Origin of the sequence: Gilliamella sp. wkB72 (assembly GCF_001693745.1) — a bacterium.
Classification (GTDB): domain Bacteria; phylum Pseudomonadota; class Gammaproteobacteria; order Enterobacterales; family Orbaceae; genus Gilliamella; species Gilliamella apicola_E.
In genome coordinates, this window is the sequence record NZ_LZEI01000019.1 from 38,617 (window position 1) to 57,007 (window position 18,391).

14 protein-coding genes are annotated in these 18,391 nt (G+C 33.7%); 5 read left to right on the plus strand and 9 right to left on the minus strand.

Annotated features, from left to right (window positions below; genetic code table 11):
- The first annotated feature begins 95 nt into the window (after positions 1-95).
- The 5 genes from ompA to gyrB all read left to right on the plus strand — a co-directional run bounded on the left by ompA (position 96) and on the right by gyrB (position 7,396).
- Entirely contained in the window at positions 96-1,196 is a 1,101-nt protein-coding gene (gene ompA, locus A9G07_RS09300) for a porin OmpA (protein ID WP_065562884.1), read from the plus strand.
- Between the two features lie 157 nt (positions 1,197-1,353).
- A complete protein-coding gene (dnaA, locus tag A9G07_RS09305) occupies positions 1,354-2,706 on the plus strand; it encodes a chromosomal replication initiator protein DnaA (RefSeq protein ID WP_065734934.1) in 1,353 nt (450 codons plus the stop codon).
- A gap of 15 nt (positions 2,707-2,721) precedes the next feature.
- Positions 2,722-3,825, plus strand: a complete 1,104-nt coding sequence (gene dnaN, locus A9G07_RS09310; RefSeq protein WP_065734935.1) for a DNA polymerase III subunit beta — start codon at positions 2,722-2,724, stop codon at positions 3,823-3,825.
- Positions 3,826-3,871: 46 nt separating this feature from the next.
- The gene (gene recF, locus A9G07_RS09315; RefSeq protein ID WP_065562887.1) at positions 3,872-4,942 is read left to right on the plus strand and encodes a DNA replication/repair protein RecF; all 1,071 of its coding nucleotides are present in this window, start codon (positions 3,872-3,874) and stop codon (positions 4,940-4,942) included.
- A 42-nt stretch (positions 4,943-4,984) separates the two neighbouring features.
- Positions 4,985-7,396 carry a DNA topoisomerase (ATP-hydrolyzing) subunit B gene (gene gyrB, locus A9G07_RS09320; protein ID WP_065734936.1) on the plus strand — a complete coding sequence of 804 codons (2,412 nt, stop codon included), beginning with the start codon at positions 4,985-4,987 and terminating at the stop codon, positions 7,394-7,396.
- Between the two features lie 105 nt (positions 7,397-7,501).
- Here gyrB and A9G07_RS09325 read toward each other — a convergent pair whose 3' ends face one another.
- Genes A9G07_RS09325 through A9G07_RS09365 form a run of 9 tightly spaced genes read right to left on the minus strand, consistent with a single transcriptional unit; the run spans position 7,502 to position 18,345 of the window.
- Positions 7,502-9,085 (minus strand): VWA domain-containing protein, encoded by a 1,584-nt coding sequence (locus tag A9G07_RS09325; RefSeq protein WP_065734937.1) that lies wholly within the window; start codon positions 9,083-9,085, stop codon positions 7,502-7,504.
- 53 nt (positions 9,086-9,138) lie between these two features.
- Positions 9,139-10,575, minus strand: a complete 1,437-nt coding sequence (locus A9G07_RS09330; protein ID WP_065734938.1) for a VWA domain-containing protein — start codon at positions 10,573-10,575, stop codon at positions 9,139-9,141.
- 52 nt (positions 10,576-10,627) lie between these two features.
- The gene (locus A9G07_RS09335; protein WP_065562891.1) at positions 10,628-11,113 is read right to left on the minus strand and encodes a hypothetical protein; all 486 of its coding nucleotides are present in this window, start codon (positions 11,111-11,113) and stop codon (positions 10,628-10,630) included.
- Position 11,114: 1 nt separating this feature from the next.
- Positions 11,115-11,804 (minus strand): hypothetical protein, encoded by a 690-nt coding sequence (locus tag A9G07_RS09340; protein ID WP_065562892.1) that lies wholly within the window; start codon positions 11,802-11,804, stop codon positions 11,115-11,117.
- A complete protein-coding gene (locus A9G07_RS09345) occupies positions 11,804-13,411 on the minus strand; it encodes an SUMF1/EgtB/PvdO family nonheme iron enzyme (RefSeq protein ID WP_065734939.1) in 1,608 nt (535 codons plus the stop codon). The genes A9G07_RS09340 and A9G07_RS09345 overlap by 1 nt, the downstream gene beginning before the upstream one ends.
- Positions 13,368-14,591: an ABC transporter permease gene (locus A9G07_RS09350; protein WP_065562894.1), complete on the minus strand. Its 1,224-nt coding sequence runs from the start codon at positions 14,589-14,591 to the stop codon at positions 13,368-13,370. The genes A9G07_RS09345 and A9G07_RS09350 overlap by 44 nt, the downstream gene beginning before the upstream one ends.
- A gap of 10 nt (positions 14,592-14,601) precedes the next feature.
- A complete protein-coding gene (locus A9G07_RS09355; protein ID WP_065734940.1) occupies positions 14,602-15,315 on the minus strand; it encodes an ABC transporter ATP-binding protein in 714 nt (237 codons plus the stop codon).
- A 3-nt stretch (positions 15,316-15,318) separates the two neighbouring features.
- Positions 15,319-17,283 (minus strand): vWA domain-containing protein, encoded by a 1,965-nt coding sequence (locus A9G07_RS09360; RefSeq protein WP_065734941.1) that lies wholly within the window; start codon positions 17,281-17,283, stop codon positions 15,319-15,321.
- Between the two features lie 12 nt (positions 17,284-17,295).
- On the minus strand, positions 17,296-18,345 hold the full coding sequence (locus A9G07_RS09365) for a hypothetical protein (RefSeq protein WP_065734942.1): 1,050 nt from the start codon (positions 18,343-18,345) through the stop codon (positions 17,296-17,298).
- Between the last annotated feature and the right edge of the window lie 46 nt (positions 18,346-18,391).

Genomic DNA, 18,391 nt, shown 5'->3' on the forward strand with positions numbered 1-18,391 from the left:
TCATTAAGTATAAAACACCGTAAAAATTAAGTAAAATTAAACAATAAAAGCAAATTAAACAACGTCTATTACAACAAATAAGTTGAGGCAAAAAAATGAAAAAAACAACTCTAGCTCTAGCAATGGCTGTTGCAAGTTTAACCGCTACTGCCGCTAACGCTGCATATGAAGACAATACTTTTTATGTAGGTGCTAAATTAGGTTGGTCAGAACTTTATAATCTAGACGCAAATAAAGTTCGTGGTTATGATAAAGATGAAGCTGGTATTAAAACTTCTAATAGAAGTAATGTTGCTGGCGGTGCTTTCCTTGGTTTCCAAGCTAATCCTTACTTAGCTTTTGAATTAGGTTATGATTGGTTAGGTTCTGCAAAATATAAAAGAACTTATCTTGGTGATCATTCTAACGCTGGTAACAGTAAAGTTTCAGCACAAGGCGTTTCTTTAACTGGTAAATTAAGTTACCCACTATCATTCATTTCTGACGATTTAGATATTTATGGTCGTGCAGGTGGAATGGTAACTATTGCTAAATGGAAAAATAGTGGTGATATCAAAGAAGCTTACGGCCGTGGTAAAACAAAAACTGATTTATCACCAGTTTATGCTTTAGGTCTTGATTATCGTCTTAACGAAGATTTCTCTACTCGTTTAGAATACCAATATGTTCAACATATTCATACTAAAACTCACGCATCTCCAGATGCAGGAACTGTAAGCTTAGGTATTACTTACCGTTTAGGTTCTCCATCTGTTGCAGCTCCAGTTGAAATCAAAACTGAAGTAAATCGTTATGTTTTAAATGAAGATGTGCTATTTGCTTATGCAAAATCTGATTTAAAAGCAGAAGGTCGTCAAGCACTTGATAATTTATTAACAACTCTTGTTAAAATTAACCCAACTCAAAGTGCTATCGTAGTAATTGGTCACACTGACCGTATCGGTTCAGATAGCTATAACCAAAAACTATCAGAACGTCGTGCACACACTGTATTGAACTATTTAGTTCAAAAAGGTGTTCCAGCTGAAATCATCACTTCACGCGGTATGGGTAAAGCACAACCAGTTACTGGTAATAAATGTAATGCACTTCGTGGCGCTGACTTAAAAGCATGTTTAGCACCAGATCGTCGTGTTGAAATTGAAGTTAAAGCACGTAATGTGCAAGAGGTCCAAGTAATTGATCAAACAAAATAGTTTTTGTTATTAATTACACCTTTGAACCCAGCTTCGGCTGGGTTTTTTCATTTATATGTTAATAATTAAATTATATATTGCTTGAACCCTACAAATTATCCACAAAAAAGATTATAATCATTCCAGTATTGTTAGTATCCCAATTAAAGGAGTAGCCATGTCTACCTCGATTTGGCAAGATTGTCTTTCTCAATTACAAGAAGCGCTTCCTACAACAGAATTCAATTTATGGATTCGACCGTTACAAGTGGAAATGGTTGAGAATAAACTTTATATTTATGCTCCAAACAGATTTGTATTAGATTGGGTTAAAAATAAATATTTAACGACTATTTCGCAATTATTGAATAATTTACTGGGTAATGATTCACTAAAATTATATTTGGAAGTTGGTTCAACTTTATCTGTAGAAAAAAAATCTAAAATTAATAAATCTGATGTTGTACCTTCTTGGAAAACAACAAAAGAGAATAATAATAATCATACTTATTATTCAGGTATTAATCATAAGCATACTTTCAACAGCTTTGTTGAAGGTAAATCTAATCAACTTGCTGTTGCAGCAGCTAAACAAGTAGCTGAAAATCCAGGAAAAGCTTACAACCCTCTTTTTTTATATGGCTCAACAGGTTTAGGAAAAACTCACTTGTTACATGCTGTTGGTAATGAAATTATGGCAGGTAAAGCTAACGCTAAAGTTGTTTATATGCATTCAGAACGCTTTGTTCAAGACATGGTCAAAGCTTTACAAAATAATGCCATTGAAGAGTTTAAAAACTATTATCGATCTGTTGACGCTCTCCTTATTGATGATATTCAATTTTTTGCAAATAAAGAGCGTTCACAAGAAGAGTTTTTCCATACATTTAATTCATTGTTAGAATGCAACCAACAAATTATCCTAACCTCGGATCGTTATCCTAAAGAAATTGATGGTGTAGAAGATCGTTTGAAGTCAAGGTTTGGTTGGGGTTTAACCATCGCTATAGAACCACCGGAACTTGAAACTCGAGTGGCTATTTTGATGAAAAAAGCAGACGAAAACAAAATAAAATTACCTGAAGAGGTCGCTTTTTTCATTGCTAAACGACTACGATCAAACGTACGAGAATTAGAAGGTGCACTTAATCGAGTTATAGCCAATGCTAATTTTACAGGCAAATCTATCACCATTGATTTTGTCAAAGATGCTTTAAAAGATTTACTTGCCTTACAAGAAAAATTGATTACTATTGAAAATATTCAAAAAACGGTTGCTGAATATTATAAAATTAAAGTTTCTGACTTATTATCTAAACGCCGTTCTCGTTCTGTCGCAAGACCAAGACAAGTAGCAATGGCGTTAGCGAAAGAGCTAACCAACAAAAGCCTTCCAGAAATAGGTGATGGTTTTGGTGGAAGAGATCATACAACAGTATTACATGCATGTCGGAAGATCGCAGAGTTAAAAGAAGAAAGCAATGACATTAAAGAGGATTATTCCAATTTAATTCGAACATTATCAACTTAAAAAAGAATTAACACTATGAAATTTATTATAGATCGTGAAAAACTTATCAAACCATTGCAACTTGTTAGTGCACCATTAGGTAGCCGACCTACCCTCCCCATTTTAGGTAATTTATTATTGCAGGTGAGTGAAAACACGCTATCCATGACGGGAACAGATTTAGAAATTGAGATGATATCTCATATTCCCCTAACAGAGCCTAGTGAAGCGGGTGCTACAACTGTTCCAGCTAGAAAGTTTCTTGATATCTGTCGAAATCTTCCTAGTGATGCTCAAATATCGATAAGCGTTGACGATAATCGATTGATTATTCAGTCAGGTCGAAGTAAATTTTCTTTATCTACACTACCTGCATCAGATTTTCCTAATCTAGAAAATTGGCAAAGTGATGTTGAACTTTCTATACCTCAAAAGACTATCAAACGACTTATAGACGCAGTTCAATTCTCAATGGCTAACCAAGATGTAAGATATTATTTAAATGGTATGCTATTTGAAATTGAAGATGGTCTATTAAAAACCGTTGCAACTGATGGTCATCGATTAGCTGTGTGTGCTCAACCTGTTGGTCATGAGATCTCTGAATCCTGTTCAGTCATTTTACCAAGAAAAGGCGTAATTGAACTGGCAAAACTAGTTGGTGATAATGATGAGCTAGTTAATATGCAAATTGGTAACAATAATTTACGTATTAGTCTTGGCGATTTTACTTTTACTTCAAAACTTATTGATGGAAAATTTCCTGATTATAAACGTGTAATGCCTCGTAATCCTGATAAACCACTTGAAGTATCATGTGAAGAACTAAGAAATGCTTTATCTCGTGTTGCGATTCTTTCAAATGAAAAATTTCGCGGCATAAGATTATATGTACATAGCAATCAGATTAAAATTACTGCAAACAATCCTGAACAAGAAGAAGCAGAAGAAGTTATTGATGTAAAATACGAATCTCAAGAGCTTGAAATTGGTTTTAATGTAACGTATTTATTGGACATATTAAACACATTAAAATGCGATAGCGTCCAATTATTATTAACCGATGCAACATCAAGTGTGCAAATTGAAGATATCAACAACCAATCTGCAACTTATGTTGTTATGCCAATGCGCTTATAATTAACGATCATTTAAACTTCCGGCCTCGGCCGGAAACTTTACCGACATGACACTTTCTCAAATCAAAATTTATCACTTTCGAAATATTGATTATGCTGAATTATCATTATCCAAACATTTTAATTATATAGTTGGTGATAATGGTAGCGGAAAAACCAGCCTACTAGAGGCGATTTATATGCTCGGACATGGTCGAGCTTTTAGACATATTCAATCCAATCGAATAATACAACATGAAAAACCAGAGTTAGTATTATTTAGTCAAATTGAATCTGCACAAAAAACTCGAACAATAGGTTTATCAAAAACACGCCATAACGATAATACCATAAAAATTGATGGTGACGAAGGATTTCGGTTGACGGATTTAGCTAAATTATTACCAATTCAACTTATTACGCCTGAAGGATTTGATCTACTTACCGGAGGACCAAAATATCGCCGTGCTTTTATAGATTGGGGGTGTTTTCATCACTATCCTGAATTTGTATCACTTTGGAATAACTTAAAACGCCTCTTTAAACAGCGTAATGCTTTATTAAAACAGTCATCAAACTATAATCAATTATTACCTTGGGATAAAGAGTTAGCACCGATTGCAGAAAAAATCAGCCAGATTAGGGCTAGTTATAGCCAAAATATATTTCCTCAAATTATGCAAACCTGTCATGATTTTCTACCAGAATATCAACTTAATTGCCAATATTATCAGGGCTGGGAGCATGGAATCAGTTATTCAGATATATTATATAGACAATTTGAAAGAGATAAGTTCATTAATTATACTTCGCTAGGTCCTCATAAAGCAGATTTAAAATTACGAATAGATAATATTCCTGTTGAAGATTTATTATCTCGGGGACAATTAAAATTACTCATGTGTGCATTACGTTTGTCTCAAGGTGAATATTTCTCAGAAACAACAGGCCAATCCTGTATTTACTTAATTGATGACTTTGCTTCAGAGCTTGATAAAAATAAACGTAACTTATTAGCAAAACGATTAAAATCAGCACAATCTCAAGTTTTCATTACAGCGGTTAATCAAGAGCAAATTAGCCATATGATCGATGAAAATGATAAGATTTTTCACATAAATTCTGGTATAATTTCTTAAATATACAAAATGATATAAATAATCAAATAAGTCGAGAAATCCATGTCTAACTCTTATGATTCTTCCAGCATTAAAGTACTTAAAGGACTTGATGCTGTCCGAAAACGCCCAGGTATGTATATTGGTGATACTGATGATGGAACAGGGCTTCACCATATGGTTTTTGAAGTGGTAGATAATGCCATTGATGAAGCATTAGCTGGTTATTGTCACCATATTGAAGTTACAATCCATCCTGATAATTCCGTTTCTGTACGAGATGATGGTCGAGGTATACCTACTGGCATCCATGAAGAAGAAGGTATTTCCGCAGCAGAAGTTATTATGACTGTTTTGCATGCCGGTGGTAAATTTGATGATAATTCATACAAAGTGTCTGGTGGTTTACATGGTGTTGGTGTTTCAGTCGTCAATGCTTTATCAGATAAGTTAGAATTAGTGATTTATCGTGAAGGTAAAATACATAAACAAATTTATCATTTAGGCGTTCCTGAAGAACCGCTAAAAATCATTGGTGAAACAACTGAATCAGGTACATATGTTCGTTTTTGGCCAAGTCCAGAAACTTTTTCTAACATTGAATTTGTGTATGATCATCTGGCAAAAAGATTACGCGAACTATCATTCTTAAATTCAGGTGTTTCAATCAAACTCACCGATGAACGTACAGGTAAAAGTGAACATTACCATTATGAAGGTGGTATTCAAGCTTTCGTAGAATATCTAAATAAAAATAAAAACCCAATTCATCCAAAGATTTTTTATTTTAGTACTGAGAAAGATAATATTGGTGTCGAAGTTGCACTACAATGGAATGACGGTTACCAAGAAAATATCTATTGTTTTACAAATAACATTCCTCAACGTGATGGTGGTACTCACTTGGCTGGTTTCCGTGGCGCTATGACACGTACATTAAATAACTACATGGAAACCGAAGGCTATAGCAAAAAAGCAAAAATTAGTGCTACAGGTGATGATGCTCGAGAAGGGTTAATTGCTGTTGTATCAGTAAAAGTGCCTGATCCTAAATTCTCATCACAAACTAAAGATAAATTGGTGTCATCTGAAGTTAAATCAGCAGTTGAGTCTGTAATGGGCGAAAAACTAGCTGAATATTTACTTGAAAATCCTTCAGATGCAAAAATTGTAGTAGGTAAAATTATCGATGCAGCGAGAGCTCGTGAGGCAGCAAGAAAAGCTCGCGAAATGACACGTCGTAAAGGCGCTTTAGATTTAGGTGGTTTGCCTGGAAAACTTGCTGATTGCCAAGAAAAAGATCCAGCTTTATCTGAACTATACCTAGTGGAAGGGGACTCTGCAGGTGGCTCTGCAAAACAAGGACGAAATCGTAGAAACCAAGCAATTTTACCGTTAAAAGGTAAAATTCTAAATGTTGAAAAAGCTCGTTTTGACAAAATGCTTTCTTCACAAGAAGTAGCAACGTTAATTACTGCTTTAGGTTGTGGCATTGGCCGTGATGAATATAATCCAGATAAAATGCGTTACCATAGCATTATTATTATGACCGATGCAGATGTTGATGGATCGCATATTAGAACATTATTGCTAACATTCTTCTACCGTCAAATGCCTGAGATCATTGAACGAGGTTATGTCTATATTGCTCAACCACCACTATATAAGGTCAAAAAAGGGAAACAAGAGCAATATATTAAAGATGACGATGCAATGACTCAATTCCAAATCGCTTTGGCATTAGAAGATGCATCATTACATGTTAATGACCATGCTCCAGCTTTAGCTGGCGAAGCTTTAGAAAAATTAATTGCCGAATATCAGAAAGTCGAAAAATTAATTACTAAAATGGAACGTCGCTACCCTAAAGCCTTATTATCAGAATTAGTTTATCAAGAAGTATTAGATGAAAATATCTTGAAAGATCAACACAAAGCTGAAAATTGGGCAAAATCTATTGTTGAAAAACTATCTAATAAAGAGCAACACGGTAGTACCTACCTTTATAGTGCGGATTACAACGAAAAAGCAGAATTGTATATACCTGTTATTAAAATAAGAACTCATGGTGTGGATACTAATTATGCATTAGATCAAGTGTTTATTCATAGTAATGAATATCGAAATATCTGCCATTTAGGATCACAATTGAAAGATTTACTTGAGGAAAGCGCATTTATACAACGTGGTGAGAGAAAACAACCAGTTAGCTCATTTGAAGATGCAGTTGATTGGTTAATTCGTGAATCTCGTCGTGGATTAACTATCCAACGTTATAAAGGTTTAGGTGAAATGAACCCAGAACAATTATGGGAAACAACCATGGATCCAACAAGCCGAAGAATGTTACAAGTAACCATTAAAGATGCCATTGAAGCAGATCAATTGTTTACTACATTAATGGGTGATGAGGTTGAACCTCGTAGATTATTCATTGAAGAAAATGCCTTGAAAGCAGCTAATTTGGATTTCTAATTAATTATCTAATAAAAAACCAGACATTGTGTCTGGTTTTTTTTTGCAAATTTATTAAAAATTAAAAAGTAATTTTATGTGATAAATTCCATCTATTAACTTTAATTACTGACAAACAGACCTATTGATTTTTAAGTCTGAAACAGCTTTATTCATCTGCCTAATCATATCTTTAGGACTTTGTGCAATATACACTTTGCCACCTGTCGCATTTGCGATACAGTCTATTTTATGTTCACCTGCAATATCTACTATATTTATCTTCAAACGAGGTTTTTGGGTAGCTATATGATTAGCAAGAGTACAAATATTTGCACGCGTACAATTATCCTCACCATCACTAATTATAAGAATATAATCATCACGTTTTACACCGTCAAGCATTTGGCTGGCTTTTTCTAATCCGCTATAAAGTGGTGTTCCTCCACCACCAGCAGCACTTGGTGTTAATCTATTAATTTTACTTTTCAAAGCACCTCTACTTGAATAATTATAAAAAGGCGTAGTATCGGCTACTGGGCAACCATTAAGTGCCACCAATGAAATATTAATATTTTGCTGTATTTTATCAATACTTGTTAATGCAACTTTTTTACTGGTTGATAAACGAGTTGGTAAACGCGTCATTCGTTTGTCATAATCTATTTTATCTTGCTGAGACATACCTCTCGGATAACCATAGCTTAAATAATTGAAATATTGCCCGACTTCCATTGGTGATTCAGCTAAAGTTACAGTCATCGATAATGAATTATCGAATATTAATGCCATTTTAGATGGATTACTATTTTTGGCTAATTCTTCTTTAGTAATACAATTTGGTGGATTTTTTACTTTTGGCTTTGGTTCAGGTTTAGGTTCAGGCTTAGGCTTAGGCTCAGGATTAGTAATCGGATCTGGAACCGGTTTTGGTTTAACAACAGGTTGAGGTTCAGGAGCTTTAGGCTCTTGTTTTACTTCAGGCTTAGACTCAGGATTAGTAATCGGATCTGGAACCGGTTTTGGCTTAACAACAGGTTGGGGTTCAGGAACGTTAGGTTCTTGCTTTACTTCAGGCTCTGGTTGAGGCTTAATAACTGGTTCTTTTGGTTGTTCAACAGTTGGCTCTACTTTTTTTTCTTCCTTGACAGTTATAGGCTCGACGTTTTTAGATTCTTTAAAAGGATTAAAAAAGTACCATAATAATCCTAAAGCTGCTAATAAAAGTAAGGCTAAAATCAAAGTATACCACCATTTCCAGAAAGGTTTTGGTACTATTACTGGAGCAATTGGTAGTTCGATAGGTTCAAATGTATCGACAATAACCGGCTCATTATTGATTACATAAATATTATTCTTTAGGTTTTTAATTCTCAGTAACCATGAAGAAACTAGAGTTTTTTGTTCATTAGTTAAAGAAATTAATTTTACTGCTGTTTCAATATCATTGATTCTAGTAGCTAGAGTTTGTTTAATTTCAGATTTATGAGATTCGTCAATTATGTCATTAAGTAAGGTGGGTTGCCCTTCAAGATTTGTATACCAGCCTATATATTGATTGTCTTCAATTAATTTTGGTGTAGCAAAAATTGAATATGTTCTAGCGGTTAGATGTGGTTTAAGTATTGAAAGTAAAGAACCATACTGTTCCAGCAACTGCATCTTGTTTAAATTACTTTGTTCAAAAGCTATGCGAGTTATTCTTTGCATTTCTTAACTTAATCCTCATCATTAGCCGGTAATTTGAAAAATTACTCGGTATTTTATTCGCAAATAGGCTTACTAATATTCATATTTGAAACTGCATTATTCATTTGATTAATAAGCTCTGTTGGACTTTTAGCTATATAAACATTTCCCCCCGTTCTTTTTGCAACACAATCTATTTTATGTTGCCCAGCTATATCAACAATATTTATTTTTAAACGTGGTTTTTCTGCTGCAATTTTAGTAGCAAGGGTACAAATATTAGCACGAGTACAATTATCCTCACCATCGCTGATAATTAAAATATAATCATCACGATTAACGCCATCAAGGAGTTTACTCGCCTGTTTAACACCACTGTATAATGGTGTTGCACTGTTATAGTCTAAAGGGCGCAATCGTTTAATTTTATTTTTTAGTTTTTCTCTATTTTGATAAGAATAAAATGGTGTTGTTTGTGCTGCCGGACAGCTTGTTAATGTCACAAGTGAAATATCGATATTTTGTTGTATTTTATCAATACTTGTTACTGCAACTTCTTTGCTTTTTGATAAACGATTAGGTAAACGGGTCATCCGCTTTTCATAAGCTTCAGCTTCTTTCCGAGTCATTGAATAAAAATTAGCTTTTAAAAACTTATTAATACTTGCTTGTGACTCCATTAAGGTAATTGTCATGGAAGCTGAATTATCGAAAATCAAAACCATTTTAGGTGCGTCTTTATTATTGAGCACTTCTTCTTTAGGTACACAATCTTTTGCTTTTTCTACTGGTGCAGGTGCAGGTGCAGGTTCAGGAATAGGTTCAGGAACCGGTTCTGGTTTAACTTTAACATCTTCTGGTACCGATTTTATTTCAGGCTCTTTTGGTGGTTCAACTATTGGAGTTGGTTCCGTTTTATGTTCTTCTACATTTTGAGCAATTATTTGCTCAGGTATTTTTTCTTTTCCATATGGACAGAAGAAGTACCAAAGTAAACCAAGCAATCCAATTAAAAATAAGGCAAGCAACAAGAAATACCACCACCGCCAAAATGATTTTGGTGGAACTACCGGTGGTGTTATAGGAGATTTAGGTAAAATAGGTTCTTCAAAAGTATTAACTATAACCGGATCATCGTTGATAACATAAATTGTATTACCCAAACTTTTAATTCTCGGCAACCAGGTTGATATTAAAGTTTGTTCTTCGATTGTTAATGACATCGTTTTAATCGCTAATTCAATGTCATTAATCCGAGTATATAGCGTTTTTTCAATCTGCTTTTTATGTTCCTCGTTTTCAATATTACTAAGTAAGACAGGTTGACCTTCAAGATTACTATACCAACCAACATATTGATTATTATCAATTAACTTAGGAATACCTAAAATTGAAAACGTCCGCTCTGTTAAATTTCTTTTTAACAATGCTAACAAAGAATTATATTGTTCTAACAAAGACGCTTTATTAGGATCACCATTATCAAATATAATTCTTGTTATTCGCTGCATTGTTTCTTTATTTCCCTATGTTCAACAAATTTTTTAGTTAATCAATATCAAATCAAATATTTAACGCTTTTTGTAATCTTTGAAGCTTTTTATTTAACTTATCTAACTCAACTTGTTTTTCAATGTCAGATGCATTTGAATTATTAACTTTATTCATCTGCTGTTCAATGTCTTTAACTTGAGCTTGAAGATCATTACGATTTTTAGCTTTTGCTTTGACCTCATTGGTTAACTGAGTTAACTCAGTTTTTAATTTTTGTAATTGAGCTTGTTTTTGTTTAACACTCAGTGATGTAGAGTTTTTCTGTCTCTCAATAGTTGCGTAAATTTCTCTAAACTGCGCATTAGCTCTTTTCTCGTTTTCTAATATTTGTTCTTTCTTATCAATACGAGCTTGATAATTACCAGAATAATTACAGCTAATTTTGTCCAAAATACCAATGTTTGTATTGGTTGGATCGCACTGTTCTGGCGTTGTTGAACAACCACTCAAAAAAACGAGCGAGCTTAGTAATAAAATAAGTGAAATCTTTTTCATATTAGCTTACCTTCACTGCTGAGCGTTGCTGAGTAACAAGGTTGACTTGCTTTTCAAGCACAGCAATTTGTTTATGTAATTGGTTAATTTGTTTATCAAGTTTTGAAACGTTTACGCCTGATCGTCGTTCTTGAGCAGAAATTGATATCCAATCTCTTTCAACTTTTTTCATACGAGATAATTTATCTGTTAAATAAGCAATGTTAGCATCAATTTGAGTTAAATCACGTTTAGCTTCGGTTTTATTCACTGTTTGTGACTTAATTTGATTATTTAATGTTTTAAGTGTTGCTAAATTTTTATCTAATACAGTTTTAGCTGTTTCTGTTACAGCTTGAACTTCATAAGTATTTTGCTGAACATCTTGAATATAAACATCAAGTCGCATTTCGGCATCAGCGTATTCTGCACGTTTAGTATCAAGATAGTAATTTGCACCCATCATTACACCACAACCCACTGCAGCTGACGCAATACAAGTACCTGCTTTACCACCTAATAAAAAACATCCAACACCAGCTACACCTGCACCTACAGCGCAAGACTGCCATGCTGATTTACTAAAGAACTTAGCACTATTACTTTTAGTTAAGGTAGGATCTACACCTTTAGTTCTTGCCCCACCCGAATTCTGACAACCAGTTAAAACCATTGAGATACATAAGGTTATCGTTACTATTAGTTTATTCATTATTTTTTCCCTTTTATTTCATTACATGTTTGAAGCCAAGTGGAACGCTCGATCTTCCCTGATTCAATATATTGATTAATATGTTTGAAATAGAGTTTTAAATAATCACTCATATTAGCCTTACCACTATTTTCTAAAATAAATTGTGTGGGTTTAGATTGATTATTAATCGTGTCTATTTCATAATTTGTAGCAGTATTTACAATCGTATCAGAATAATATTTTAGTATAAAATCACGCGCCTTTTTAGATTCATCTAAGACATTTTTTAAATTATTTAATTTCACTTTCGAGCACATATTTTCATCATCTAAAGAATCTATTTCGTTTGGATCACAGATTTCTTCAGTCATTGTTTCATACAGATTATTATTATATTCAAATTTATCATTCAAATCTGATACATTAGCACAGAGGAAAGCACCTAATTGTAGTGCTGATTGAATCGAGCGGTCTCTTTGTTCATCTCGCGCTTGATTAGCGCTGCGTAATAGGGCATTTAGTTGATTTAATTCCTTTTTAGTTTTTTCATCATCAACTTGTTTAGTGATTTTTTCAAGTTCATTGACAACATTCTCATTCTTCGAAATGCCAGCACCATTACCTAATTCGTTCCATTCTTGATCGAGCTGTTTTACCAGATCATTTGACTGAATAACTTCACTTGTATAAACTAAACGAAAACCAACATCTTTGCTTTTATATGCACTTTGAGCATCATAATAAGGTTTTTCCGTTCTAATAGCTGTTGTCATTGAGGATTCAGGGGTTAAATAACTGCCTCCTCGAACAATCATACCGCCTTGTTGTCCATGGTAACGATCAAGCTTATTCATACGGAATGAATCAAACATCATTTCACTTACATTACCCAAAATATCATAGATATCAAGAGGGTTAGGTTCTAATCGCCCAATAAGCTGCAATTTACCATTTGCTGATTTAGCACCTGAGAACCAAGCATAATTTTCTAAGTTATTAGTCATAGGAAATCTTGATTCTCTAAATTCCGATTCCGTAACTTTAGACCCACCTCGTGCTGCATATTCCCATTCAGTATTACTGGGTAATCGAACATAACCTTTAGGTACATCAATTGATTTAACTGTAGATTGATTAAGTAACCATCGATTATATTTATCAGTAAAAGCAACGGCATCAAACCAACTAACTTCAGTAATTGGGAAAATAAGATTAGGTTTAGCGGTTGGACAAGTATCATTCATAACAGCTTGATATTGAAGTGCAGTAATTTCATATTTACCAATAAGAAAATACCTTTCCTTACCAGCATCGGAAAAACTACCAGATATATAATTAGGAGTCGCATACTCAGCAAAACCTAATTCTTTATTATTACTACCTAAAACAATTTTGACATCATCTAGTAGTTTACGTGTTGGTGTAAAAACTTTTTTCATCACCAAACTGCCTTCACATGGCATAGGTAAAATAACGTCATCATTTGAAGGTTTGGGATTATAAAATTTACTATCCCATGGTTCAGCATAACTTATACTCGAAATTAAACCTAATCCAATTGCCAAGAAAACTGGTCTAAAATTACGCTTCGCGTAGGCTTTCTGCTGGTTGAATACTAATAGCACCTCGTCCTCCTATCGCAACAACAACAAATGATATAAATAACGTTAATACAAATGCGATAATAAAATGATAAAATTGTAATTGACTTACAATTGGTTGTGAAACTAAATTTTTACCTAAGACCAGATTAAATGTACAATTCCCTAATAAAAAAAGTACACATGAAACAATAAATGCTAAGCAACTTAATGCCATCGCTTGAGTAAGCAAATAAAACATCACTTCCTTAGACTTAAATCCGATAAGTCTCATAAAAGCAATATCTTTACGCTTTCGCTCAATATTAGATAAAAATGAACCACTAAAGGATAATATACAACCAAAAATTGCGGTAATAGCAATCACGCTGAAAATAAAACTAAGTACCTTATCAATTGCTTGCATATTTTCAATTGCATTTGCTTGTGTTCGAGTTTCTATATTTTTTTCACGTAATTTCAATGATAAAGGCGCAACATTATCAAGAGAATTGGCATAAATTCGCGCTCTGGCAAATGAATCAGGATAAGTAGAATTAGCCAAACCGGTTCCGGTTGAAAAAATTTCACTTTGAAAACCGTCGTAAAAATGTTCCATTTCAATTAAAAGGTCTAAACTTACAAAGCCGGCTGCACGTCCATAATAAGTTTCAGGCACAATGCCAATAACATCCAATTCCGTCATACCTTTTTCAATTTTGCCATCCAGTTGCCTTGTGATTACCATTTTTACTCGGCTTCCTATTTTTGCTTGCATTTTTTCAGCAGCTAGAGCGCTCAATAAAACTTGATTTTCTTGACTAATCAATGGCATATTTTGGGTTATCGGATCACCTTTTGCTGTTGGAAGAACTTCAACATTATTAACAAAATGTCCAGAATCTTTAAACATATCTGCTTGGGTATTCAATGAACGTGTAAGAGGAATAACAAATGCAGTTTCAGGTTGGTTTTTAATCCAATCAAACATTGACTGATCAAATTGTAAATTACCAACAATTTTTACTTCTAAATTTTGTGGATCATTAAGTAATTGATGGCGTAGCTGTGCAACAACACCATATTTTAAACTAAACAAAAGTAACAAGGGTGTAATAACTGATATTATTGAAGCAATAATACAAAATGATACTTTCTTGTCATACCATAAATCGGCCAATGATAATCGAGAAATAAACCGCCACTTTGATGTTACTTTATCCATATTTTACACCTTACTTTATAACGGACGGTAAAAATTCTGACGATTGCATAGATGTTAATTTTGCCGATAAAGTGAACAACCCTTTATTTTCAATTCGTTGCCAATCATGTGTAACAATCATTGCAGCAATATTATCTTGTTGAGCTTGTTCTATTATTAAATCAAATAACAAATTTGCATTATAAGGATCAAGAGCAGAGGTTGGCTCGTCAGCTAATAATAACGCGGGTTTATGAATAATAGATCGAATAAAAGATGCCCGTTGCCTTTCACCTATAGATAGTTGTTTCGGATATTTATTCAATAAATGAGCAATATTAAGTTTATCAACCAAATAGTCAAATCGATTAGAATCAACAGGTTTTCGCAATACTTTAGCTGATAACAAAATATTATTTTTAATATTTAAAAATGGTAATAATCCACCTGTTTGTAACATAAAACCCAAATATTGCGCTCGAATATTGGCTAATTGATTAATATTATTCTGATGAATCACATTAGCAATGTCATAAGTTTCATTATCAACCATAAGATTATAACAATCGACTTCATCTGGCTTAAGAATCAAGCCTATCATCTCAAGTAAAGTACTTTTACCGCAACCACTATCACCTTTAATGACAACCACTTGCCCTGCTTTCACCGAAAGCTCAGGTAAACAAACCTTAAAAAAAGATTTACCGATCGGTCTAGAAATCACCAAATTATTTATAGTTAACATATTTTATGGCAACATTTCTAATGGAATCGGGTAAACGTTTTCTCTAGGGTCACTACCTTCAGATAGTGATATCCAACGATCAACATCAGCATTACATTTTTGGTAATAACGCACTTTACTATTTAGATTACGTATGAATTTTTCTTGTTCAATCCCACTCATACTTTTCCATGTCTCTTGATCAAGACTAGTTACATCACTTTTATACGGAATATTATCTAAATATTCACCTAATAGTCCTAAATCAGCAATTTTTGTGACTGAATCTGATTTTAATTTACTTGGATCTTGCCCCATCGCAGCAGCAACAGAACGTAATTGTGAGAACATATCATCGGCAGAAATTAACCCATCATTAGCAGCATTAGCGATTTTAGTTACAATATCGCTTAAATCACTTAATTGTGATTTAGTTAGTAAAATTCTAGGTTCTGCTGTTGGAATTGTCGGTTTAACAAAGTCTTTATCAGCTATCCAGGCTTTAAAAACTGACGGAGCCTTAGTGCCGTTAGTATCACCTAAATAAGCTAGCTGCATTGCTTTACCTAATAGTAAAGCATCTTTTAACATATTAGAGTCATTATCATCTTTGGCATTAAGGGCATTACCAACTGAAGACTCGCCTTTATAGGCTAATTTAACTTGCTCTGATAATGCTTGAGCTAATGAATCTACTTTTTTACCAAACTCATTTACATCGCCAGCATTAACAGGATAATAAAGTGATTTATGAATAAAATCGTTATAGGTCAAATCAGAATATTGCTTTTCGGCCACTTGATGATCTTTTTCACCACTTGGCGTTTTTAAATGTAAAGCATAAATTGCAACACCTTTATGCTGTGCTTCAAGTCGTAATTGAGCAGCATCCATACCTGTACTTGAAAGCTTATCATCGCCAGGAATAGCGCTTGCATCAGTAATTAGAATCATATATCGAGCGCCAAAATTATTCCAATTAATATCATTTAACGCTTGTGCAACGCCCGCGTAAGAGTCCTCAGCAAAATAAGTTGTTGAGACCGTGGCTTGTTTAAGAGAAGCACTAAGTTTTTTGAATTCTTCCTTATTTTTTACTTGATTTGGATCTACAAATATTTTACTGACAAACTCCAATTTATCCGAAGCTTTTAGGCTTGAACGAAAGGATACCAATCCAAATTTAACCTGATCTTGTAACTGCTCTTTTTCAATACGCTGATAAACTCGTTCAACAGCCTCTTTTGTTCTCGATATATAAGGATCCATCGAAATCGTTGAATCAATAACAAACACAATTGCAGCTTTAAATGGAGCAACTTGGTTAGTATTATCATCCGAAGATGAGGTAGATGGTTTATTATTACTTTTAACCACCGCTTGTTGTTTACTAACTGAAGCCACCTCTAAAATTCGTTCATAAAAACCTTGCCCATTCATTACCTCCTCGCCTTGTAAAATCGGTAATAAATAAAAATTATTCTTGAAATCAACAAATTCCTTAGGTTCTTGAGCCAGAATCTGTGGTACGGCTTTATTCTCTTTTAGTGCGTCTCGAATGGGTTTTAATAACGTTTCAGGATTATCCGCATCAACAATTGAGGATAATGAGGCTTTATCTTTAAAAAATAACAGAGGGTCACGATCAACTGGATTTGTGAACACTAACGTCAATTGCATATTCCACTCAACCGCACATGAATTATTAATCCAACCAACTGTATTGCCGTAAGAATCTGGACCAACATTTAACCATTCTTGATTATTCTCATTTTTACGTTCATAGACATAATAACGAGAAAACGCAGGTACTGATTGGCCTTTAGCATCATTAATATTCTTCTTCAATTCACACGTCGGAGTACTAAGAACTCGCTGATAAAGTGTTGTTTTACCTGCTTGCTTTAATGGTTCTAAAGCTGACGTAACTAAAGGTAAGCAAGTAAGACTAAATCCGATAATCAATATTGAAATTAATGTTTTTTTCATACCTGTACCTTATTATTTTTGCAATTCAGCTAGGCGTTCTTTAGCTAAAACGTTATTAGGATCATTATTCAATGATGTTTCATACCAATAAATTGCGGTACCTTTATCAATTTTAAAGCACTGATTATCTTGATAAAATTTTTCATCATATTCTTTAGCATAAAGTAAAGCAATTTTAGCATTCAGCAAAGACTGATTAGCATATAAACGCTGAGCGATATTACATTTATTTGCTTGTTTTGCTTGATTTATTATCTCAATTATTGTGTCCGTATCAGGTTTTGACTGTAAACACTGTTGAATAAAAGATAAATCATTACTGTTTGCATTTGTAACGTCACACTGACTATTCATTGTCGCAGTCAAAGGACTCTTATCTTTTGAAAAGAAGAAATACCATGCCGCTACACTTAGACCAGCTAAAACTAATAATGTGATAAAAATTAGGATAATTATTCCCTTTTTACTTTTTGATTTAACGGGTTGTGGAGTAGAAACTTCTTCTGGTGTAATCGCAGGTTCAGGCTCAGGAGCTGCTTCTATTTCAACTTCAGGCTCGGCAATTACCTGATTTTCTTCTTCAGCAACAGGCAATTCAGTTTGAGGAACATCAGATTCTGAAGGTGCTTTAGAATCTGATTCAGTAAAATTCGAAACAATCTCATCAGGCTCAATTTTATCTTCTTCTATAGCATCAGATTGTTGAGTATTTAGAGCAGATGACGGAAATACTGTTTCACCAATATTAACAACACCACTATCGATATAGCTTTCATTTTGCTTATCACGGATCTGAATAAGAAATCTAACACGGTTTTCTTGAGACAATAATGAGTCAACTAACCACTCATCAACTTGGCCAGTTAATTGCTCATTATCTACCGACATATTAGTTAATGTATGCCAATTTTTTTCTGGTCCCCACTGATTAAGACCTGATAAATAATAACCATCCTGGTTACGTTGAATAAGCATATCAATATCGGCACTACCATTCCATTTTTGTGCCAAAAATTTAGCAATACCTGGCTTGTAGCCTTCTAATTCAATTTTTAATGCCATGATATCCTCTATCTCACAATTATAATGTTATCAATATGGATTGATA

Coding starts and splice junctions, on each gene's coding strand:
- ompA (WP_065562884.1), top strand. CDS start 96: ATGAAAAAAACAACTCTAGCTCTAGCAATGGCTGTTGCAAGTTTAACC.
- dnaA (WP_065734934.1), top strand. CDS start 1,354: ATGTCTACCTCGATTTGGCAAGATTGTCTTTCTCAATTACAAGAAGCG.
- dnaN (WP_065734935.1), top strand. CDS start 2,722: ATGAAATTTATTATAGATCGTGAAAAACTTATCAAACCATTGCAACTT.
- recF (WP_065562887.1), top strand. CDS start 3,872: ATGACACTTTCTCAAATCAAAATTTATCACTTTCGAAATATTGATTAT.
- gyrB (WP_065734936.1), top strand. CDS start 4,985: ATGTCTAACTCTTATGATTCTTCCAGCATTAAAGTACTTAAAGGACTT.
- A9G07_RS09325 (WP_065734937.1), bottom strand. CDS start 9,085: ATGCAAAGAATAACTCGCATAGCTTTTGAACAAAGTAATTTAAACAAG.
- A9G07_RS09330 (WP_065734938.1), bottom strand. CDS start 10,575: ATGCAGCGAATAACAAGAATTATATTTGATAATGGTGATCCTAATAAA.
- A9G07_RS09335 (WP_065562891.1), bottom strand. CDS start 11,113: ATGAAAAAGATTTCACTTATTTTATTACTAAGCTCGCTCGTTTTTTTG.
- A9G07_RS09340 (WP_065562892.1), bottom strand. CDS start 11,804: ATGAATAAACTAATAGTAACGATAACCTTATGTATCTCAATGGTTTTA.
- A9G07_RS09350 (WP_065562894.1), bottom strand. CDS start 14,591: ATGGATAAAGTAACATCAAAGTGGCGGTTTATTTCTCGATTATCATTG.
- A9G07_RS09355 (WP_065734940.1), bottom strand. CDS start 15,315: ATGTTAACTATAAATAATTTGGTGATTTCTAGACCGATCGGTAAATCT.
- A9G07_RS09360 (WP_065734941.1), bottom strand. CDS start 17,283: ATGAAAAAAACATTAATTTCAATATTGATTATCGGATTTAGTCTTACT.
- A9G07_RS09365 (WP_065734942.1), bottom strand. CDS start 18,345: ATGGCATTAAAAATTGAATTAGAAGGCTACAAGCCAGGTATTGCTAAA.